The organism is Mesorhizobium sp. SP-1A (assembly GCF_032460275.1).
Classification (GTDB): domain Bacteria; phylum Pseudomonadota; class Alphaproteobacteria; order Rhizobiales; family Rhizobiaceae; genus Mesorhizobium.
The window spans coordinates 53,406-74,177 of the sequence record NZ_JAVXZD010000013.1; the positions used below are offsets into that span (position 1 = coordinate 53,406).

The 20,772-nt window shown below is 66.8% G+C and carries 20 protein-coding genes; 12 read left to right on the plus strand and 8 right to left on the minus strand.

From position 1 onward, the window contains the following. Nucleotides 1-2 precede the first annotated feature (2 nt). The 7 genes from QU595_RS29240 to QU595_RS29270 all read left to right on the plus strand — a co-directional run bounded on the left by QU595_RS29240 (nt 3) and on the right by QU595_RS29270 (nt 5,956). A complete protein-coding gene (locus tag QU595_RS29240; RefSeq protein WP_315928685.1) occupies nt 3-785 on the plus strand; it encodes an SDR family oxidoreductase in 783 nt (260 codons plus the stop codon). Nucleotides 786-837: 52 nt separating this feature from the next. Further along, nucleotides 838-1,809 carry a C4-dicarboxylate TRAP transporter substrate-binding protein gene (locus QU595_RS29245; protein ID WP_315928748.1) on the plus strand — a complete coding sequence of 324 codons (972 nt, stop codon included), beginning with the start codon at nt 838-840 and terminating at the stop codon, nt 1,807-1,809. A gap of 144 nt (nt 1,810-1,953) precedes the next feature. Then, a complete protein-coding gene (locus QU595_RS29250; RefSeq protein WP_315928687.1) occupies nt 1,954-2,424 on the plus strand; it encodes a TRAP transporter small permease in 471 nt (156 codons plus the stop codon). Further along, nucleotides 2,421-3,695, plus strand: coding sequence for a TRAP transporter large permease (locus tag QU595_RS29255; RefSeq protein WP_315928689.1), 1,275 nt, complete (start codon nt 2,421-2,423; stop codon nt 3,693-3,695). Before QU595_RS29250 ends, QU595_RS29255 begins: the two co-directional genes overlap by 4 nt. Nucleotides 3,696-3,708: 13 nt before the next feature. Next, nucleotides 3,709-4,407, plus strand: coding sequence for an RraA family protein (locus tag QU595_RS29260; RefSeq protein ID WP_315928691.1), 699 nt, complete (start codon nt 3,709-3,711; stop codon nt 4,405-4,407). Next, the gene (locus QU595_RS29265; protein WP_315928693.1) at nt 4,407-4,748 is read left to right on the plus strand and encodes a UxaA family hydrolase; all 342 of its coding nucleotides are present in this window, start codon (nt 4,407-4,409) and stop codon (nt 4,746-4,748) included. Before QU595_RS29260 ends, QU595_RS29265 begins: the two co-directional genes overlap by 1 nt. Then, nucleotides 4,745-5,956 (plus strand): UxaA family hydrolase, encoded by a 1,212-nt coding sequence (locus QU595_RS29270; protein WP_315928695.1) that lies wholly within the window; start codon nt 4,745-4,747, stop codon nt 5,954-5,956. Before QU595_RS29265 ends, QU595_RS29270 begins: the two co-directional genes overlap by 4 nt. A gap of 22 nt (nt 5,957-5,978) precedes the next feature. Here the strand turns inward: QU595_RS29270 and QU595_RS29275 are convergent, their stop codons facing one another. The 7 genes from QU595_RS29275 to QU595_RS29305 all read right to left on the minus strand — a co-directional run bounded on the left by QU595_RS29275 (nt 5,979) and on the right by QU595_RS29305 (nt 12,986). After that, nucleotides 5,979-6,599 (minus strand): class I SAM-dependent methyltransferase, encoded by a 621-nt coding sequence (locus QU595_RS29275; RefSeq protein ID WP_315928697.1) that lies wholly within the window; start codon nt 6,597-6,599, stop codon nt 5,979-5,981. Between the two features lie 36 nt (nt 6,600-6,635). Continuing rightward, nucleotides 6,636-7,709: a sn-glycerol-3-phosphate ABC transporter ATP-binding protein UgpC gene (locus tag QU595_RS29280; protein ID WP_315928699.1), complete on the minus strand. Its 1,074-nt coding sequence runs from the start codon at nt 7,707-7,709 to the stop codon at nt 6,636-6,638. Beyond that, nucleotides 7,706-8,629: a PfkB family carbohydrate kinase gene (locus QU595_RS29285; RefSeq protein WP_315928701.1), complete on the minus strand. Its 924-nt coding sequence runs from the start codon at nt 8,627-8,629 to the stop codon at nt 7,706-7,708. The genes QU595_RS29280 and QU595_RS29285 overlap by 4 nt, the downstream gene beginning before the upstream one ends. Further along, nucleotides 8,629-9,645, minus strand: coding sequence for an SIS domain-containing protein (locus tag QU595_RS29290; RefSeq protein WP_315928703.1), 1,017 nt, complete (start codon nt 9,643-9,645; stop codon nt 8,629-8,631). Before QU595_RS29290 ends, QU595_RS29285 begins: the two co-directional genes overlap by 1 nt. A 16-nt stretch (nt 9,646-9,661) precedes the next feature. Further along, nucleotides 9,662-10,507: a carbohydrate ABC transporter permease gene (locus QU595_RS29295; RefSeq protein WP_315928705.1), complete on the minus strand. Its 846-nt coding sequence runs from the start codon at nt 10,505-10,507 to the stop codon at nt 9,662-9,664. A 74-nt stretch (nt 10,508-10,581) separates the two neighbouring features. Beyond that, nucleotides 10,582-11,466: a sugar ABC transporter permease gene (locus tag QU595_RS29300; RefSeq protein WP_315928707.1), complete on the minus strand. Its 885-nt coding sequence runs from the start codon at nt 11,464-11,466 to the stop codon at nt 10,582-10,584. Between the two features lie 308 nt (nt 11,467-11,774). Next, nucleotides 11,775-12,986, minus strand: a complete 1,212-nt coding sequence (locus QU595_RS29305; protein ID WP_410000599.1) for an extracellular solute-binding protein — start codon at nt 12,984-12,986, stop codon at nt 11,775-11,777. A gap of 137 nt (nt 12,987-13,123) precedes the next feature. Between QU595_RS29305 and QU595_RS29310 the strand changes: the two genes are divergently transcribed. Beyond that, the gene (locus QU595_RS29310) at nt 13,124-14,341 is read left to right on the plus strand and encodes an ROK family transcriptional regulator (protein ID WP_315928711.1); all 1,218 of its coding nucleotides are present in this window, start codon (nt 13,124-13,126) and stop codon (nt 14,339-14,341) included. Between the two features lies 1 nt (nt 14,342). Here the strand turns inward: QU595_RS29310 and QU595_RS29315 are convergent, their stop codons facing one another. Beyond that, complete coding sequence (locus tag QU595_RS29315) at nt 14,343-15,833, minus strand: aminotransferase class V-fold PLP-dependent enzyme (RefSeq protein ID WP_315928713.1); 1,491 nt, start codon at nt 15,831-15,833, stop codon at nt 14,343-14,345. 108 nt (nt 15,834-15,941) lie between these two features. Between QU595_RS29315 and QU595_RS29320 the strand changes: the two genes are divergently transcribed. The 4 genes from QU595_RS29320 (at nt 15,942) to QU595_RS29335 (ending at nt 20,758) form a co-directional block, all read left to right on the plus strand. Further along, on the plus strand, nt 15,942-16,436 hold the full coding sequence (locus QU595_RS29320) for an Lrp/AsnC family transcriptional regulator (protein WP_410000597.1): 495 nt from the start codon (nt 15,942-15,944) through the stop codon (nt 16,434-16,436). Nucleotides 16,437-16,521: 85 nt separating this feature from the next. Continuing rightward, nucleotides 16,522-17,562: a LacI family DNA-binding transcriptional regulator gene (locus QU595_RS29325; RefSeq protein ID WP_315928717.1), complete on the plus strand. Its 1,041-nt coding sequence runs from the start codon at nt 16,522-16,524 to the stop codon at nt 17,560-17,562. Nucleotide 17,563: 1 nt separating this feature from the next. Continuing rightward, nucleotides 17,564-19,336 (plus strand): adenine deaminase, encoded by a 1,773-nt coding sequence (locus QU595_RS29330; protein ID WP_315928719.1) that lies wholly within the window; start codon nt 17,564-17,566, stop codon nt 19,334-19,336. Between the two features lie 60 nt (nt 19,337-19,396). Further along, the gene (locus QU595_RS29335; RefSeq protein WP_315928721.1) at nt 19,397-20,758 is read left to right on the plus strand and encodes an NCS2 family permease; all 1,362 of its coding nucleotides are present in this window, start codon (nt 19,397-19,399) and stop codon (nt 20,756-20,758) included. Nucleotides 20,759-20,772 lie beyond the last annotated feature (14 nt).

Below are 20,772 nucleotides of genomic sequence, written 5' to 3' on the forward strand. Positions count from 1 at the left end.
CCATGACAGAAAACTCCCAAACGGCACTCCAGCAGGCGTTCGGCCTTGCCGGCAAGCATGCGCTGGTCACCGGCGGCGGCAGCGGGCTCGGCCTCGCTATCGCCAGGTCGCTGGCCGCGGCGGGCGCCAGCGTCACCATCGCCGGACGGCGCACGGAGTTGCTCGACCAGGCCGCGGCGGAAATCGGCAACGGCGTGCGCGGCATGAAGCTGGACCTGCGCGACATGGCCTCGCTCAAGGGCTTCGCCGCCGAGGTGGAGGCCGCGCACGGGCCGGTGGACATTCTCGTCAACAATGCCGGCAACACGGTCAAGAAGCCGTTCGAGGAACAGACCATGGAAGACCTCGACCAGGTCTTCGACGTGCATGTGCGCGGCGCGCTGGAACTGACGCGCCATATCATCCCCGGCCAGGCGGCGCGCGGCGGCGGCTCGGTGCTGTTCATCGCCTCGATGACCTCCTTCATCGGCCAGCCCTACGTCATCGGCTACACCACCGCCAAATCGGCGCTGACCGGCGTGGTGCGCGGGCTGTCGGCCGAATATTCGGGCCGCAACGTGCGGGTGAACGGTATCGCGCCGGGCTGGATCGACACTCCCCTGTTCCGCGCCGCCACCTCCAACGACAAGGCCCGCTACGACAAGATCATCGGCCGCATCCAGATGGGCCGGGTGGGCAAGCCCGAGGATATCGGCTGGGCTGCCGTCTTCCTCGCATCGCCCGCAGCCGCCTACGTCACCGGCCAGACGCTGGTCGTGGACGGCGGCGCCCTCGTCGGCTTCTGAGCCGGTTTCCCATGAATTCCAACGCCAATCCCAGGGAGGGATCATCGTGAAAATGCTTATGAAATGCCTTGTCGCCGCCGGCGCTCTGCTGGCCTCCAGCGCCATCGCGCTCGCGGCAAACGTGACCATCAAGGTCGCCTATGAGAACAATCCCGGCGAGCCGGTCGACCAGGTCATGCATCACTGGAAGGAGGACCTGGAGAAGCGTTCCAACGGCGAGATCACGCTGGAGCTTTATCCCTCCTCGCAGCTCGGCTCCAAGAAGGACGTGACCGAGCAGGCCATGATGGGCCTCAACGTCATCACCATCACCGATGTCGGCTTCCTCGCCGACTACGATCCGGACCTCGGCGTGCTGTTCGGCCCCTATCTCGCGGACGATCCTTCCAAGCTGTTCAAGATCTATGACGGCGATTGGTTCAAGCAGAAGTCCGAGGCGCTGAAGGCCAAGGGCATCCATGTGGTGATGCGCAACTATCTCTACGGCGTGCGCCAGCTCATCACGCGCAAGCCCGTGCGCACTCCCGACGACCTGAAGGGCCTGAAGATCCGCGTGCCGAACAACAACATGCAGATCAAGATCTTCGAGGCCATGGGCGCGACGCCCACGCCGATGCCGCTTGGCGAGACCTTCCCGGCCCTGGCGCAGGGCGTGATCGACGGCGTCGAGAACCCGATCTCCGTGCTCTACGGCCAGAAGTTCCACGAGGAAGCCAAGAACCTCAGCATGATCGGCTATCTCACCAACACCGCCATGTTCGTCGGCGGCGAGGCCTTCTTCTCGACCCTGCCGGAAGAGCAGGTCAAGCTCATCGAGGACACCGCCTACGACGCCGGCCTCTACAGCCAGAAGCTGACCACCGATCTCGACAACCAGATGGTCGCCAAGATGAAGGAGGCGGGCGTCGAGGTGGTCGACGTGGACAAGGCTCCATTCAAGGAAATGACCAAGAAGGTCTATTCGGAGTTCCCCGACTGGACGCCCGGCCTCTACGACCAGATCCAGGCCGAACTGAACAAATAAGCATCCTCCCGGACGGCGGAGGGGGAGTGGCGGCGCCGCTTCCCCTTCACCGCGAAGACCAACCAGGGCCGCCCCGCTCCTGACGACGGAGACTGGCCGCCAGGGATCGCTCCACCAAGGAACGCCCCGCCTAGGAACGCCCCAATGAAACTCATAGCCCGCCTTACGGACTGGCTGGCGGCGCTGCCGCTGTTCGTCCTGCTCGCGATCTTCAACGTCGCCGTGGTGATGCGCTACTTCGTCGACCGGCCGCTGCAATGGACCGAGGAGGTCGCCGGCCTGCTGATGATCTGGATCGTCATGCTGGGCGGCATCGCCGCCGAGCGCGACAACCAGCACCTCGCCATCCCGGTCGTGGTGGACCTGCTGCCGCCCAAGGCGACGGCCGCCGTCAATCTCGTCGTGTCGCTGCTGTCTGCGGCATTCCTGCTCTACGTGTCCTATGTCGGCCTGATGCTGGCGCTGACCGTGAAGTTCAAGGTCACCGACATATTGCGCATTTCCTATTTCTGGATCGACATCGCCATCCCGGTCGGCTTCGTCGTCATCGCCGCCTACATGGTGGGACAAGGCGTCGCCCAGGCCCGCAAGGCGTTTGCGGAGACCGCCCGATGAACCTGACCATCATCTTCCTCGTCATGCTGGCCCTGTTCGCGCTCAACATGCGCCTTTACGTGGGCATCCTCATGGCGGTGTTCGCCTATTTCGTCTTCTTCAACCACATCCCGATCGCCATCGCCGTGCAGCGCTTCATCGGTCCGGCGCAGAACACCTCGCTGCTCGCCATACCGTTCTTCATCATGCTGGGCACGGTCATGTCGCACACCGGCATCGCCGAGCGCATGATCAAGGTGTCGGACCTGCTGGTCGGCCGGCTGCGCGGCGGCATGGCGCTCACCAACATCATGGTCTCGACCCTGATGGGCGGCGTCAGCGCCTCCAACCTCGCCGACAGCGCCATGCTGACGCGCATGATGGTGCCGGAGATGGAAAAGCGCGGTTACGACCGCGCTTTCTCCTGCGCCGTCACCGCCGCCGGCTCGCTGGTCACGCCGATCATCCCGCCCGGCATCGCGCTCATCATCTACGGTCTGATCGCCGACGTCTCGATCGGCAAGATGTTCATGGCCGGCATCCTGCCCGGCATCCTCGGTGCCGTCCTGCTGATGGTGGCCGCCTACGCCACCTCGGTGCAGCGCGGCTACAAGCCGAGCCGCGAGCGGGCGCTGACCGGCGCCGAGATCCGCCAGACGCTGGGCTCGGCCTGGACAGCCGTGCTGCTGATCGTCGCCATCCTGGGCGGCATCCGCGCCAACATCTTCACGCCCACGGAGGCGGGCGCCGTCGCCGTCACCTTCGTGCTCGTCATCGGCTTCTTCGTCTATCGCGAGATGAAGGTGAAGCATGTGGTGGAATCGCTGATAGAGACCGCCAAGTCCACCTCCTCGGTGCTTCTGGTCATCATGGCTTCCTCGGCGCTGGCCTGGGTGTTCTCGCTGGAACAGGCGGGCCAGTCCCTGGCCACGGTCATCTCCACCATCACCGACAACCCCTACCTGTTCCTGCTGGTGGTCAACATCGTGCTGTTGTTTCTCGGCATGCTGATCGAGGGCACGGCGCTGATGATCGTGCTGGTGCCGCTGCTCCTGCCCACCGTCAAGGCAATGGGCATCGACCCGATCCATTTCGGCATCGTCATCATCGTCAACCTGTCCATCGGCACGCTGACGCCGCCTGTCGGCACGGTGATGCTGCTGGTCTGCAACATCGCCAAGGTCAAGGTCAGCGATTTCACGCGGCAGGCGTTCAGCATGTATGCGGGGCTGTTCGCCTTCCTGCTGCTGGTCACCTACGTGCCGATCATCTCCACACTCCTAGCCCAGTAAAAGGATGCCCATCATGTCCGACCCGAAATTGTCTTCCGACAAGGCGATCTTCGAAGCCCTGAAGACCGAGCTGTTCACCGCCGTCGTCGGCGACGTTCTCGACGTGCTCGGCCATCGCCACCAGTTCCTGCCGGCCGGTATCGCGCCGCTGCAGCCCGACATGAAGGTGGTGGGCCGCGCCATGCCGGTGCTGGAGGCCGACGTGTTTTCCGACGGCTCGCCCACGGCCAACGGCCCGCTCGCCAACAAGCCCTTCGGCCTGATGATGGAGGCGCTGGACGATCTCAAGGAAGACGAGGTCTACATCGCCACCGGCGCTTCGCTGCGCTACGCGCTGTGGGGAGGGCTGATGTCCACGCGCGCCCTGCACCTGAAGGCGGCCGGTGCCATCCTCGACGGCTACATCCGCGACACCAACGAGATCGAGAAGCTCGGCTTCAACGTGTTCTCGCGCGGCATCTACGCCCAGGACCAGGGCCCGCGCGGCAAGGTCATCGACTATCGCTGCGCCATCGAGATCGAGGGCATCCGCATCGAGCCGGGCGACCTGATCTTCGGCGACCGCGAGGGCGTGCTCGTCATCCCGCGCGCCGTCGAGGCCGAGGCCATCGAGCGCGCGCTGGAGAAGGTGCGCACCGAGAACGAGGTGGCCGTGGCCATCCGCAAGGGCATGAGCGCCTGCGAGGCCTTCAAGACGTTCGGAGTGATGTGATGCCGGCACCGGAAGCCCCGCACGAGGCCGCCGACACCGACAGCCGGCTTCTGCTGCTTTCCGACGCGGACAACGTGCTCGTCGCGCGCCAGCCTATCGCGGCCGGCGAGACCATCCGCGTCTCGGGCGTTCCGGTGCGGACGGAAAAGGAGATCCTGCTCGGGCACAAGGTGGCCCGGCAGGCAATCGCCGAAAACGAGAAAGTGCGCAAATACGGCGCGCCGATCGGCTCCGCCACCCGCGCCATAGCGGTTGGCGAGCACGTGCATGTGCACAACATGAAGAGCGACTACACCAGGACGCATGTCATCGATGCGTCGGACGAGGAGAAGTCGAAATGAACGACACCGCCGAGCTTCGCGGCTATCTGCGCCCGGACGGCCGCAAGGGCATCCGCAACGTCGTGATCGTGGCCTATCTGGTCGAATGCGCCCATCATGTCGGGCGCGAGATCATCGCTAATTTCCGCGGCAAGGACGTGCACCTGATCGGCTTTCCCGGCTGCTTCCCCAACCAATACGCCCAGCGCATGATGGAGCGCCTTTGCACGCATCCCAATGTGGGCGCCGTACTCCTGCTGTCGCTCGGCTGCGAAAGCTTCAACAAGTTCTCGCTCTCCAAGGCCGTGGCCGCCAGCGGCCGCCCGGTGGCGACGCTGACCATCCAGAACAATGGCGGCACGCTCTCCACCATCGAGGACGGCACCGCCTGGGTCGGTGAGCAGCTTGAAGTGTTGGCGGCGGCCGAGACCGTGCCGATGCGGCTGGACGAACTCGTGGTCGGAACCGTCTGCGGAGGTTCCGACGGCACCAGCGGCCTGACCGGCAACCCGGCCGTGGGCCGCGCCTTCGACCGGCTGGTCGAGGCGGGCGCGACCTGCATCTTCGAGGAGACCGGCGAATTGATCGGCTGCGAAGAGATCATGGCCGACCGGGCCGTGACGCCCGAGCTCGGCGACGAATTGCGCGCCTCGGTCGCCAAGGCCGCGCGCTACTATGCGACGCTCGGCTACGGCAGCTTCGCGCCGGGCAACGCCGACGGCGGGCTTTCCACCATCGAGGAGAAATCGATGGGTGCCTACGCCAAGTCCGGTTCGTCGCAGATCTCCGGCATCATCAAGCCCGGCGACATTCCCCCGAGCGGCGGCCTGTTCCTGATGGACGTCGTGCCGGACGGCGAGGTGCGCTTCGGCTTTCCCAACATCTCCGACAATGCCGAGATCGTGGAGATGATCGCCTCCGGCTGCCACCTCACACTGTTCGTCACCGGGCGCGGCTCGGTGTCGGGCTCTGCCATCTCGCCGGTCATCAAGGTCTGCGCCAATCCGGAGACCTATCGCAAGCTTGCTGGCGACATGGATGTCGACGCCGGCAAGATCCTCGAGGGCCGCGCCACGCTGGATCAGGTCGGCGGTGAAATCCTCAAGCTTATCAAGGACGTGGCGCGCGGCGAGACGACCAAGTCGGAGCATCTCGGCCACCGCGAGTTCATCCTGACCTATAAAAGCTTCGAGCCGATCGGCCCTGCCTGCCTGCCGACGGCGGCCTGATTGTCACGGCATGGCGCCCACGTCAGGGCGCCACGCGTTCAAACAGGCTGAACTGGAAGGCCTGCGTCGAACCCCAGGGCGTCGTGTGCACCTTCTTGTGCGCGGCGACCGGCCGGAAGCCCGCGCCGACAGTCTCGGCAAGTTCGGCCGGATCGTAGCGGCGCACGGGCAGGCCGCTGCATCGCTGCGGCCCATCCGCGGCGAAGGTGGCGATTATGGCATGGCCGCCGGGTTTCAGCGCCGCGCGCATATTCGCGATATAGGCCGCGCGGTCTTCAGCCTCGGTGAGGAAATGGAAAGCGGCGCGGTCGTGCCAGACGTCATAGCTGCGTCCCGGCCGCCATTGCGTAACATCGGCGGTGATCCATTCGACCTTTTCCGCCTGCTTTCCCAGCCGCTTTCGGGCGATGTCGAGCGCCTTCCGCGAAATATCCAGCACCGCCATCGACCAACCGCGCGCCAGCCCCGCATCGACGAGGCGTGAAGCGCCGCCGCCGATGTCGATTACCGAGACTTTCGCGTCGCCGGCCAGCTCCTCGATCAGCTCGATGGAGGATTCGGGCCTCTGCTCGAACCAGCTTACGCCCTGCTCGCCCTTGTCGGCATAGGCTCCGTTCCAATGGTCTGCACGGTCGGGTTCCATGGCAGAAGTCTATCGCTATGGACGGTCAGCCGCCAGCTATCCGCGCCCGCAGGCCCTGCCCGTTTCCGGGTCGAACAGGTGCAGCGCGTCCGCGTCGAAGCCCAGCGTTACGGTCTCGCCCTCGGTCAGGTGCGTGCGGGCGGGCAGGCTGGCGACCAGCTTCTGCTCGCCGACGCGCATGGTCGCGACCAGCTCCGGTCCGGTCAGTTCCACCACCTCGACGCGGGCGGGGAGCGATGCGGCAGCGCCGTCATCGAGCCGCAGCGCCTCCGGCCGGATGCCGGCGATGACGGCCGCGCCGTCCGGCAGGTCGTGCGCTTCCGCCACCGGCAGCGCCGCGTCGGAGCCTTTCACGCGCACCTTGCCGCCCTCCACCGTGCCTTCCAGCATGTTCATGGGCGGTGCGCCGACGAAGCCCGCGACATAGAGGGTCGCCGGTCGGTCATAGATCTCCTTCGGCGTGCCGAGCTGCTCTATCCTGCCGTCGCGCATCACGGCGATGCGCGTGGCGAGGGTCATGGCCTCGATCTGGTCGTGGGTGACGTAGACCACGGTCGTCTTCAGCATCTGGTGCAGGCGCTTCAGTTCCGTGCGCATCTCGAGCCTCAGCTTGGCGTCGAGATTGGACAGGGGCTCGTCGAACAGGAAGACGCGCGGCTTGCGCACCAGCGCCCGGCCGATGGCGACGCGCTGCCGCTGGCCGCCGGAAAGCTGCGCCGGCTTGCGGTCCAGCAGGTTCTCGATCTGCAACAGCTTGGCGGCCTCGCGCACCGCCTTGTCGCGCTCTGCGGCCGGCACCTTGCGCATCTCCAGCCCGAAGCCGATGTTGCGGGCGACGCTGAGGTTCGGATAGAGCGCGTAGGACTGGAACACCATGGAGATGTCGCGGTCCTTCGGATGCACGCCGATGACCGAGCGGCCGTCGATCAGCACGTCGCCGGACGTCGCTTCCGCCAGCCCTGCGATGATGTTCAGCAGCGTGGACTTGCCGCAGCCGGACGGCCCCAGCAGCACCAGGAACTCGCCGCTGGCCAGCGCGATGTCGATGCCTTTCAGCGTTTCGACGCTGCCGTAGCTCTTGCGCACGTCGCGGATTTCGAGGGTGCTCATTCGTCTTTCCCGTGCAGTTTCCCGCCGTAGCTGCGGGGCAAGGTCGAGATGGCGCGCGAGGCCACCCGCGTTCCGGCGGCGAGGCAGCCGGCCAGCGGCAGTCCGTCGGCCAGCGCGGCGAGGAAGGCGGCGTTGAACACGTCGCCCGCGCCGATCGTGTCCACCACCTTCACCTTCGGCGCGTCGGCGCTCGCGACCACGCCGTCCGGGCCGACGGCCAGCGCGCCCGCCGGCCCGCATTTGACCACGAGGATGGCGCCTTGCGGCATGCCGGCGTGGATTTCGCGCGCGGCTTGCGCCGTATCCTCAATGCCGCTCAATCCGGTGGCCTCGACCTCGTTGAGCAGGGCGCAGCCGCAGCGCGACAGCCAGCCGCGCAGGACGTCGCGGTTATGCTGCGTCCAGCCGTCCGGCGGCCAGCCGGTGTCCAGCGCGACCGTGACGGCGTGTCGGTCGGCCCAGTCGAACAATTCGCCGTAGCGGGCGGTGAGATCGTCGGTCAGGAAGGCGGCGGTCAGCAGCGCATAGCCACCGGAAAGCCGCGTCCCGTCCAGCACGGCCAGCACATCCTCCAGGGCGAAGCGCGGCAGGTGGCCGCGCGTGGTGAAGAAGGTGCGCTCGCCGTCGGGATGGGTGATGCCCACCGAAAGCGTCGTGCCTTCGGGCCGCACCGGCCATTTCTCGGCCCGGCGGCCGAAGCTCTCGCGCAGCCAGCGGCCGAACTCGTCCGAGCCGGTATTGGCGGCGATCTCGTAATCGACGCCCAGCGCCTCCCAGGTCAGCGCGCTGTTGCCCGCCTGTCCCCCGACGCGCAGCTCGTCATGGTCGACCGAAATCTCCGTGCCGGCGGTCGGCCAGGGCACGACCGGGCCGACGATCAGGTCGACATTGACGTTGCCGATCACCGCGAGCGGCTTCATCACTCACTCCGCGTGATCTTGGTGGAGCGCACCGGGGTGCCGGCATTCTCGACGCGAGCGTCGGCGAAGGCGATCATCAGCCGCTGCGCGACCGGCAGCATGGCGAAGATCGCGGCGAGGCCCGACGCGGCGTGGAACGCGAGCGTCACGGCACCGGACACGGGCGGTTTGCCGGAAGCGTCGAAGACGACGGCCGGCGCGCCCGCTTCCACCACCGAGGCCGCCATCGCCGCGACCAGGTCGCCGGTCGCGTCGTCGCCGCGAAACAGGACGACGCCGACCTTCGGTCCCAGCATCTCCATCGGTCCATGCCGCAATTGCCCGCCTTCGAGCGAATAGCAGGGCAGGCGCGACAATTCCGTCAGCCCCAGCGCCAGCGCCTCGGCCAGCCCTTGCAGGCTGCGGCCGGAAGTGACGACGGTGCCGACGCCTTCCAGGGCAGTCAGCGCCGGGCCGACATCCACCTCCTGCGGCGTTTCCAGCGCGCGAATGGCCGGAGCCGGGTCTTCGCCAAGCGCGGTCAGGATGGCCAGATGCAGTGCGAAGGTGACGGTGAGGCTGCGCGTGGCGGCAAAGGCAAGCTCGGTGCCCCCTGCCCCGACCAGGCACGGCGCGGTGCGGGCGAGAAAGGACCCCGCCTCCAGCGTCAGGCCGAACACGTCCTCGGCGCCGTTCGCTTCCATGAACCAGCGCAGCACCTCCGCGCTTTCGCCCGACTGCGAGGTGACCAGCACCGTGCGCCCTTCGAGCGCCAGCGGCGCGCCAAGCTGCTCCGACAGCGGCAGCGCGACCGCGTCGATGCCGAGCGCGCGATAGAGCGGCTCGACCGCGCGGGCCACCGCATGCGAACCTCCCATGCCGAGCATCAGCAGGCGCCCGCTTCGCTGCAAGGCGGCGGCAACTTTTTCCGCCATCGGGCCTGCCTGCCGGAAGGAGACCAGCGCGTCCTCGTTCTGGCGCGCCATTTCGCGGTCGATGGCAACAAGCCCTTCAGGGCGCGGCTTGGAAGTGTTCATGGTCATTCCCGAAAAATTATCCCTTCACGCCCCCGCTGGTCAGGCCGGAGATCAGCGCGCGCTGCATGAACAGGCCGATCACCACCGGCGGCAGGGCGGCGAGCACGCCGGCCGTCGCGATCAGCCCATAGTCGGACACCCGCCCGCCGGCGAGATCGGCGATGGCGACGGTGAGCGTTTTGGCGCGCTGGTCCGACGTGAACAGAAGCGCGTAGAAGAACTCGTCCCAGGCGAGCAATACGGCGAACAGCGCCGAGGTCGCCACAACCGGCGCGGACAGCGGCAGGGTGAGGATGCGCCAGGTCTGCAACAGGCTGGCGCCGTCGATCATCGCCGCCGCCTCGATCTCACGCGGGATGGTGTCGAAGCCGGACTTCATCAGCCAGGTGGTGAAAGGGGCGAGCAGCGTGAGATACACCAGCGCCAGGCCGAACACGTTGTTGAGCAGGCCGAGATGGGCCAGCCCCATATAGAGCGGCACGGCCAGGGCCACCGGCGGCAGCATGTAGGTGGCGATGACCATGGACAGCGACCAGCCGACCGAGGGCGTGCGCGACACCGCCCAGCCGGCGGGCACGGCGACGGCCAGCGCCGCGAGCGTTGCCATGCCCGCCACCTCGATGCTGTTGCGCAGCGATGCGGTGAAGGCCGCGCCCGCGCTGTTCTCGGCGGTGGAGAGCAGCAGCCTGTAGCGCGAGAAATCCGCCGTATGCGGCCACCAGCGCAGCGGCTTGGCGGCAAGGTCGGCGGCCGGCGAAATGCTCATCACGAACAGCCAGGCCAGCGGCGCCAGGATGACCACGGCCATCAGCAGCGCCGCGGCGTAGATGAAGAAGGTGAAGGCGAGGCTCCTGCGTTCCATCAGGTCCCCTTCCCGCTGCGATCGCGGGTCCGGCAGGACAGCAGGGGGTACATGGCGGCGACCGTGTTCATGGGCTAACCCGCGCTCCCCGCCGTTTTCCTGACCAGTCCGGCATAGGCGACCGCCAGCACAGTGATCAGCAGCGTGACGATCAGCGCCAGCGAGGCGCCGGAGCCGGCGCGCTGAAAGGAGAAGGCTTCCTGATAGACGAGGATCGACAGCGTGCGCGTGGTGTTGGCCGGACCGCCGCGCGTCATCACCCAGATGATGTCAAACACCTTGAACGCCTCGATGGTGCGCAGCACCAGAGCGACCATCAGCGGTCCCGCCAGATAGGGCAGGACGACGAAGCGGAAGCGCGCCCAAGGGCCCGCGCCATCCACCAGGGCGGCGGCGGTCATGTCGCGCGGCACCGCCTGCAAGGCGGCCAGCGCGATCAGCGCCACAAGGGGAAAGTTCTTCCAGCAATCGGCGACGATGAGCGCGGCCAGCGCCGTGCCCGGTTCGCCGAGCCATGAGCGGTAGGCGTCGATCAGGCCGAGTTGGGTAAGCGCTGCGTTCAGGGCGCCATATTCGGGATTGTAGATCAGCCGCCACAGCGTGGCGTTGACCACGGTGGGCAGCGCCCAGGGCAGGATCATCAGCGCCCTTAGTGCCGCGCGGCCGTGGAATTGCTGGTTGAGCAGAAGGGCCGCAGCCACGCCCAGCACCATTTCGGCCGCTACCGACACCACGGCGAAGATCGCCGTCGTCTCCAGCGTGTTGCGGAAATTGGAACTGGACAGCATTTTCGCATAATTATCGAAGCCGACGAAATTGCCGGCTGTGCCGACCAGTTTCGCGTCGGTGAAGGACAGGCCGACCGTATCGACCAGTGGCCAGCCGATCACCGCCACCATGACGACGAGCAGCGGCAGCATCAGCAGCCACGCGCGTGTCGTCAGCCAGCTCCCGCTCATGGCAGAGCCTTCCGGGCGGACGGATGGTGAGGCGGGCGGCTCTTTTCAGCCCCCTTTGTCCTGGCGGACATCTCCCCCTCAAGGGGGGAGATTGGCAGTTTCAGCGTTGTCGCCTCTCCTGCAACGTCGGCGATTGACCAACGCCGACGGGCCAACCGATCTCCCCCCTTGAGGAGGAGATATCCGGCAGGACCTAAGGAGGTCCGCCGCAACCGGCTCAGCGGCAAGCGGGACGCCGCATACGAAACAGAGGGGGCGAAGGGTCGTAACACAAACATCTACCTTACGCCTTCGCCCCGCTCCGAGCCTTACAGTCCGCTGTTCTCGGCGGCTTCGTTCAGCGCTTCGTCGGGCGATTTCTGGCCGAGCAGCGATTCCTGGATGGCCTGCTGCAGCGCAGTCGAAAGCTCCTGATACTTCGGAGTCGTCGGGCGCGGATACATGGCGGCGAGGCTCTGCTTGGCGGCGGCGATCAGTTCCTCCTGCCCTTTGGTCACGGCCGGGTCGTCATAGGAAGACGCCCAGATCGGCAGGGAGAGCTTGGCATATTTGTCCTGCGTGGCCTGCGAGGTCATGAAGACGATGTATTTCCACGCCTCGTCGGGGTGTTTCGAGGCGGTGGTGACGCCCAGCCCCATCGAGCCGTTGACGGCCGACACCTCGCTCTTGCCGGCCACGCCCGGCGCCGGCACGACGCCGACCTTGCCGGCAACCTTGCTGTCCTTGGGATCGTTGGCCATGTTGTACATGTAGGTCCAGTTCAGCGCGAAAGCGGCGTCGCCGTTCTGGAACACCTTGCGCACGTCCTCCTCGAGGAACTCCTTGGAGTTCGGGTTGGTGAGGCCGGACTTGTAGGAATCGACCATGTATTTCAGCGCGTCCAGCCCACCGTCGGTCTGGAAAGCCGGCTTGCCGTCCTTCAGGAACTCGCCCTTATTGGCGCTCACCAGCGTGGTGTAGTCGCAGATCGCGGCCTCGGCCTGCGACCAGCTCCAGGCGATCGGCGAGGCCATCAGGCCCTTGTCCTTGATGGTCTTGGCCTGCTCGGTCAGTTCGTCCCAGGTCTTGGGCGGGTTCTTGATGCCGGCCTTCTCCAGGATTTCCTTGTTGTAGAACAGGTATTTGGTGTCGAGAATCCACGGCATGCCGTAATATTTGCCGTCATACTGCACCGTGGTCCAGGCACCCGGCAGCACGCCTTTCTTCATGTCGTCCGTGATCTTGCCGGAGACGTCGACCAGCACCTTGTTGGTTGCGTATTCCGCCGGCCAGATGACGTCGAACAGCACCACGTCGTAGCCGCCGCCCGAACCCTGCGCCAGCACGGTCTTGTCGTGCAGGCCTTCATAGGGCACGAATTCCAGATTCACGCTGATGTCGGGATTGGCCTTGGTGAAGGCCTCCGTCATCGCGCGCACGTCGGCCTCGCTATAGGCGGCCTGCGCCATGAACAGCGCGTTGATCTTGGTTTCGGCCAATGCCTGGGGAACGGCAAGCCCGCCCAGGAAGACCGCGCCCATAAGCGCGCTCGTAATCGATTTCAGCCCCGTGACCGTCTTCGGCATTGTCTTTCCTCCCGTTCCGGACGCCTATTAAGTCAAAGCACTTGACTTAATAGTTCGCCAAGTCTTCTCTTGGAGTCAAGAGGGAACTGCCGGTGAGCGAAATCCGACCCATCCGAGCCAAGAGCGGCACCAACCAGGAAGGCGCCAGCGCGCATAACCGCCGCGTCATCATCGAGGCGCTGCGCCTCAACGGCACGCTGTCGCGCGCCGAGCTTTCCCGCGCCACGCAGCTCACCAAGCAGGCCGTGTCCAACATCGTGGACGAACTGGAGCATGACGGGCTGGTGGCCGCGCAGGAAGCGGTGCGCAACGGCCGCGGGCAGCCTTCGACGCCCTACCGTCTGGTGCCCGACGGCGCTTTCGGCATCGGCTTGCAGATCGACCGGCACGTGACGCGGGCGCTGGCGGTGAACCTGGTCGGTTCCGTGCTGGCGCGCGCCGAGGCGAACCTGCCCTCCGGCGGGCCGGACGCCGGCATCGAAGTCGTGCTCGAGCTGGTCGGCAGGGTGCGCGACGCGCTCGGAAAGGCCAGCCGCCATTCGCTGGAGCGCATGGTGGGGCTTGGCGCCGCCATGCCCGGCCCGTTCGGCCTCGACACGTCTGACGACGATCCGTGGATGATGGCGTCGTGGCAGAAATTTCCCCTGGTGGACGCGCTAGCCGTGGGAACCGGCCTCAGCGTCTCCCTGCAGAACGACTCCGCCGCATGCGCCATCGCCGAGCGCATGGTGGGCGCCGCACACGGCCTCGACCACGCCGTGTGCATCTATCTCGGCTACGGCATCGGCGCGGGGCTGATCCTCAACGGCGAACTCTACAGCGGCGGCAACGGAAATGCCGGCGAGATCGGCATGGCGCTGCTGGCGCCCCGCGGCGCCGATCGCACGCCGCTGGAACACCGCGCCTCGCTGGCCGCGCTTTACCAGCGTCTGAATCTGGATCCCGGCGACCCGCAGCTGAGTTCCAAGGTGGAGGCGCTGGCTGCGGCCAAAGGCGAAAACGTGCGCGCCTGGGTGGAGGAAGCGGCGGAGGACCTGCGCTGGGGCGTGCAGCTTATCGAAAACCTGTTCGACCCGCAGACCGTGGTGCTGACCACCGGCGCGCCGGCGACGCTCGCCCGTCTGCTGGTCGAGGCCATGCAGCCGCTCCTGCCCTCGCTGGCCGAGCGGCCGGACCGCAGGCTGCCGCGCCTGCAACTGGGCATCGTCGATCCGTGGACGGTGGCGCTGGGCGCGGCGAGCGAACCGATCAGCCGCGCCTTCGATCCACGCTTCTCCGCAATCCTGAAATCGCCGGCCGTGAAGGCGTAGTTCAGGCCGCCTGTTCCCCGGCGGAAGCGCGTGGGAAGAAGATGGCGCGGGCGGGGTCAAAGTCGTAGAGTGGCTCATGCAGCGGCGCGTCGGCGGCCAATTGCGCCACTGCACCCAGGATGAACTCCACCTCCGCGTCCGACAAAAGCACGCTGAAGTTCAACCGGGTGAAGCCCGGCTTCAGCATTTCCTGCCCGGACAGGATGGCCTGCCGCAGTCTCTGCGATTCCGCGGCATCGATACCCAGCAGCCGATGTACATAGGGCCCGGCGCAGGCGCAGCCGCCGCGCGCCTGAATGCCGAAACGGTCGCTCAGCATGCGGGTGACGAGCTGCTGGTGGACATGGCCGCCCTTGCCGTCCGCCACGCGGAAGGAGAAGATCGGCAGGCGCGGCGCATCCAGCGAGCCGAGCATTTCCAGCCGCGCCACGCCCTTCCAGGCGGCTATGGCGCGGCGGGCCAGCGCATCGTTGCGCGCCTGCATGGCTTCGGCGCCGATGGCGTCCTTGACCAGGAAAGCGAGCGCGGCGCGGATGTCGCCCACGACATTGGGCGTGCCCGCCTCCTCGCGCGCCTCGAGACTGTCGCTGTAGTCGTGGCCGTCGGGCGAGACGAACCTGACCGTGCCGCCGCCCGGCCACGACGGCTTGGCGGTGACGGCCGCGTCGCGGCGCAGGATCAGCACGCCCGACGCGCCGGGACCGCCGATGAACTTGTGCGGCGAGACCACCACGGCGTCGATGCCATCGCCGCCTGCCCCGGCGGGATACATTGTGATGGGCAGATAGGGTCCTGCGCCGGCATAATCCCACACCATCTTCGCGCCCGCCGCCTTGGCCAGCCTGGTCACCGCCGCGACGTCGGTAACGATGCCGGTGACGTTGGAGGCGGCGGAGAAGGCGCAGACGGTGAGGTCGGCCGGAACCCGCAATTCCTCGCCGAGCATGGCAAGGTCGGGGCCGCCGCTCGCGACCTCTGCGATCTCGAGCACCTCGGCCCCGCTCTCGCGCCATGGCAATATGTTGGAATGGTGCTCGTAAGGGCCGATCAGGATGCGGACATGCCGCCCCTCGGCCACCGCATCGGCGACGCCCAGCAGCTTGACCAGCCGGTTGATGCCGGCAGTCGCACCGGAACCGGCAAAGATGACGGCATGTTCCGGTCCCGCGCCGCAGCAGGCGGCAATGGCCGCGCGTGCCTCACGGCGCAGCCTGGTCATGAAGCCGCCGCAGTAGGACGCTTCGGTGTGGCTGTTGGCATAGAACGGCAGCACCTGCTCCAGGATGAAGCGCTCCACCTGCATCAGCGCCCTGCCCGAGGCGACGTAGTCGGCATAGAGCAGTTCCTTGACGCCGAACGGTCCTTCGATGCTCGCACCCTTGCCGACCAGCCCGGCCCGCAACGCGGCGACCGCATCGGGTGCGGCCAGGCCGCAGCGGAATTGCTCCAGCATGCCACCGGACTGTGTCTGCTGCGGGCGCGTCGTGGTCATCGTCTTCTCCGAGGAATGGTTCGGCGAAGATTCTATTGCGCGACAGGCGTTGAAACCTCACCTTTCTTATGCAATTTTCACCTGAAATTGTGTCACTTGATCCAAGAAATGGAAAAAATAGACGAAACCGATATGCGCATCCTGTCCTGCCTGCAAAAGGACGGCACGATCTCGCAGCGCGACCTCGCCGATCGGGTGGGCCTGTCGCAAAATGCCTGCTGGCGCCGGCTTCAGCGGCTGAACGCCAGCGGCCTGATCCGTGGCACCCATGCGGCCATCGACATCGAGGCGCTCGGCCTCGACCTGACGGTGTTCGTGATGATCCGCACCCGCCACCATTCCAAGGAATGGGCCGACAGCTTCCGCAAGCACGTCGAGCGCCTGCCGGAGGTCACGGATTTCTATCGCATCGGCGGCGACTGGGACTATCTGATCAAGGTGGTGACGCGCGGCATGGGCGGCTACGACGCGTTCTACCAGAAGCTCATCACCGATTTCGACCTGATGACGGTGACCGGCTTTTTCTCGATGGAAACCATCATCAGCAACCGCGCCCCGGACCTGCGTGCTCTCACGCGCCATGGCGGTTCAAGGCCAGGCTGACCAGCGCCGGATCGCCCACCTTTGCCGGGCGCGCGAATGTACTTCGTGACGCAACGGAATTTTGCCCTTGTGCGCAGCCTGAAGATTGGTTAATCGTATAACCATCGATTTCGGGGCTGAATTCGTGACCACCAACCGTCAACCTTCGATGCGCGAGATCGCGCGCCGGCTCGGCGTATCCAGCGCCACCGTGTCGAACGCCTTGCGCGGCAAAGGCCGCCTGTCGCCGGAACTGGCCGACAAGATCCGCGCCATGGCGGCAGAACTGCATTACGTGCCCGATCATGCGGCGCGTTCGCTGCGCACCGGCAAGAGCGCCACGATCGGCCTTCTGGTGCCGAATATCGGCCAACCGCTCTTTCCCGTTTTCGCGCAGGCCATCGAGCGCGCCGCCAAGCGGCGCGGCTTCGCCGTGCTCCTGGGCGACAGCCTGGGAACCGCCGAGGGTCAGGATTTCGAGCTGCGCAACATGCTGGCGCGCGGCGTGGACGCGCTGATCGTCATCCCCACGCGCGGCACCACCGTTCCCGCCGGCAGCGTGCCGGTGCCGGTGGCGGTGATCGACAGCGCCGTGACCGAGGGCAATGTCGCGGCGAGCGACCACCGCGACGGCGGGCGGCAGGCGGCACGGCATCTGGTCGATCTCGGCCATCGCGAGATCGCCATCCTCGCAGGGCCGACCAACTCGCTGGTGGCGCATGAACGGGTGGGCGGCATGCGCGAGATATTCGAGGCGGCGAGCATTCGGCCGTCGCTGTATCACAGCGACCCGACCTTCGAGGCGGGCGCGGAACTCGGCCGCATGCCGGACGTCGCGCGCTTCACCGCCTGCGCCGCCGCCTATGACACGCTCGCCGTTGGCTTCACCGTAGCGGCCAGGCAGCGCGGCATAGCTATCCCCGAAGCCATGTCGGTGACCGGCTTCGACGATCTGATGTGGTCGCGGATCGTTTCGCCCCCGCTCACCACCGTGCGGCAGGATCTCGGAGCCATCGCCGAACACGCGCTGTCCTTCGTTGTGGGCGAAGGCGGCAAGCCGCGCGTCTTCCCGGTCGAACTGGTGGTCAGGGCTTCGACCGCGCCGGCCGCAGCCGGTGCATCCTCACTTTCGGCTATTGGAGCCTGACATGTCCGCTGAACCTCACGATCTCGACGACATGGAGTTGCGCGACCGCGCCGTGCGTGCGGCACAGGGTCTGGAGCCCTTCGACGTGCTCATCACCGGCGGGCGGGTGGTGGACGTCGCGACGTCCGAGATCCGCGTGGCGGATGTCGGCCTGGTCGGGCCGCTTGTCGCCAGCGTCCATCCGGCCGGAACGCGTAGCGACAGCGCACGCATCGTCGATGCCACGGACAGGCTCATCGCGCCAGGCTTCATCGACACGCACATGCATGTCGAAAGCTCCATGGTCACGCCGCGCCGCTATGCCGAGGTGGTGGTGCCGCAGGGCACGACCACCGTGTGCTGGGACCCGCATGAGATCGGCAATGTCGTCGGGCTCGAGGGCGTGAAATGGGCGCTCGACGCAGCGGCGGACCTGCCGCTGCGCTTCCTGACGCTGGCGCCCTCCTGCGTGCCTTCCGCGCCGGGGCTGGAACTGGCGGGCGCCGAGGTGGGCGCGGCTGAGATGGCCGAAATGCTGGGCTGGCGGCGCATCGCCGGGGTCGCCGAGGTGATGAACATGCGCGGCGTGCTGGACCGCAGCGAGCCGATGCGCGGCGTGGTGGCCGCCGGGCTGGCCAGCGGCAAGCGCGTCTGCGGCCATGCGCGCGGACTTGAGGGCGCGGAACTCCAGGGCTTCGCGGCGGCCGGCATCCAGTCCGATCATGAGATCACCTCCGGCGAGGACCTGCTGGAGAAGCTGCGCGCCGGCTTCACCATCGAATTGCGCGGCTCGCACGATTACGTGCTGCCCGGCGCCGTGGAGGTGCTGAACCGGCTGCCGCATGTGCCGCAGACGCTGACCATCTGCACCGACGACGTGTTCCCCGACGATCTGGTCGCCGACGGCGCCATGTCTTCCGTGCTGCGCCGGCTGATCGGCTACGGCATGCGGCCGCTGGACGCCATCCGCGCCGCCACGCTCAATGCCGCCATGTGGCTGAACCGCTACGACCTCGGGCTGGTCGCGCCCGGCCGTCGCGCCGACCTCGTCATTCTCTCCGATCTCGAAAAGGTCGCCGTGGAGCGCGTGTTCGCTTCCGGCCGCGAGGTCGCCTTCGACGGCAGGCTGACCGACCAGCGCACCGCCCGCCCGACCGACGCCTATCACGACACGGTCAAGGTGCCGCACCTTGCGCCGGCCGATTTCGCCATTTCCCTGCCTGGCCTGAGCCATGCCCGCGTCAACACGGTGATGAGCCCGCGCTTCACCAGATGGGCGGAGGCCGAGGTCGAGGTGCGCGACGGCCGGCTTGTGCTGCCCGAGGGCAAGCTTTTCATGGCGGTGATCCATCGCCACGGCCGCCGGCCCGCCACGCCGGTGGTCGGCATTCTGGACGATTGGGGGCAATGGCAGGGCGCGCTTGCCACCACCATCTCCCATGACAGCCACAACCTCACCGTCTTCGGCCGCGACCCGGCCGACATGGCCGCCGCCGCCAACGCCGTGATCGCTGCCGGCGGCGGCATGGCCACCGCCGCCAACGGCAAGGTGACGGCGCTGCTGGCGCTGCCGGTGTGCGGGCTGCTTTCCGACGAGCCGGCCGGCAAGGTGGCCGCCGATTTCGCGACGCTCCGCGCCGCCACCGACGCCATAGCCGACTGGAAGCCGCCCGTCCGCACCTTCAAGGCGGTGGTCGGTGCGAGCCTCGCCTGCAACCCCGGCCCGCACGTTACCGACCTCGGTCTGACGGACGGCACCACCGGCGAAATCCGTGAACTTGTGATCGCCGAATAGGCGCCGGACCCCACCCCCGCAATCCCAATCCGCCCGCCGCGGACCTGAAAAGGCTGGAACATGACCGCAGATGCGAATGCCAAGCAGCAATCCGGGCAGCAACCCGCCGTTTCCGAAGGCTGGACCGCCTATTTCCGCATGGGCGAGCGCAAGACCAATGTCCGCACGGAGATTCTCGCGGGCATCACCTCGTTCCTGGCTTCGGCCTACCTGCTGGTGGTCATCCCCTCGCTGCTTTCGGCGGGCGGCATCGATCGCGCCGCGGCCACCACGGCGGTCATACTGGTCATCGTCGGCGCCACGCTGTTCATGGCGCTCTATGCCAACCTGCCCTTCGTCGTCGGACCCGGCATCGGGGGCTCGGTGTTGGTGGGGCCGACCATGGCGGCGGTCGAGCACATTCCCTGGCAGGTGGGGCTAGCCATCGCATTCTGGTCCAGCGTCATCTTCGTGCTGCTGACCGTGCTCGGAATTCGGCAGGTGATCGCCCGCATGGTGCCGACGCAGATCAAGCTCGGACTGGGCGCGGCGATCGGCCTGTTCATCGCCCTGCTCGGCTTCAAGAACGCCGGGCTGGTGGACGTCAACGTCAAGAGCCACGCGCTGATGCTAGGCTCCTTCGCCTCGCCGCAGGCGCTGGTGGCGGTGTTCGGCGTATTCCTGGCGGTGTTCCTGCGCGGGCGCAATGTGCCCGGCCCGATCCTGTGGGCGATCCTGGGCGGTACGCTGCTGGGCATTCCGCTCGGCATCACCAAAATCCCGGAAAACTTCTTCGGCATGCCGCACGGCATCGAGACGACGGCCTTCCAGCTCGATTTCCTCGGCGCGCTGAAAATCCAGTATTTCCCCTATCTGTTCGCCTTTTTCGCCTCGGAATTCTTCTCCACCCTCGGCACCACGCTGGCCGTGGGCGCGAAGGCCGGGCTGGTGGACGAGGAAGGCAACATGGAAGACCTCGGCAAGCCTTTCCTGGTCGATTCCATCGCCGCCACGATCAGCCCGCTGCTCGGCATCCCGTCCGCCACCGCGCTGGTGGAATCTGCGACCGGCGCCGAGGCCGGCGGCCGCACCGGTTTCGCTTCGCTGGCCACGGCCGCCATGTTCGCGCTGACGCTTCTGTTCACGCCCATCGCCTTGATGATCCCGGCGGCCGCGACCGCGCCGGCGCTCATCCTCGTCGGCATGTCGATGTTCTCGGCGCTCAGGCTGGTCGATCTGGAGAACTTCACCGACGGCCTGTCGGCGCTGATGATGGTGCTGCTGACGCTTGTGTCCAACAGTTTCGGCACCGGCATCGCCGGCGGCCTGCTGTTCTATGTCGCGGTGAAGGTGCTTTCGGGCGAAGCGAAGCAGGTGTCCATCGGCATGTATGTGCTGGCGATCCCGCTCGCCTATTACTTCTGGACCGTCGCGGCGCACTGAAACGGTTTTCCGCC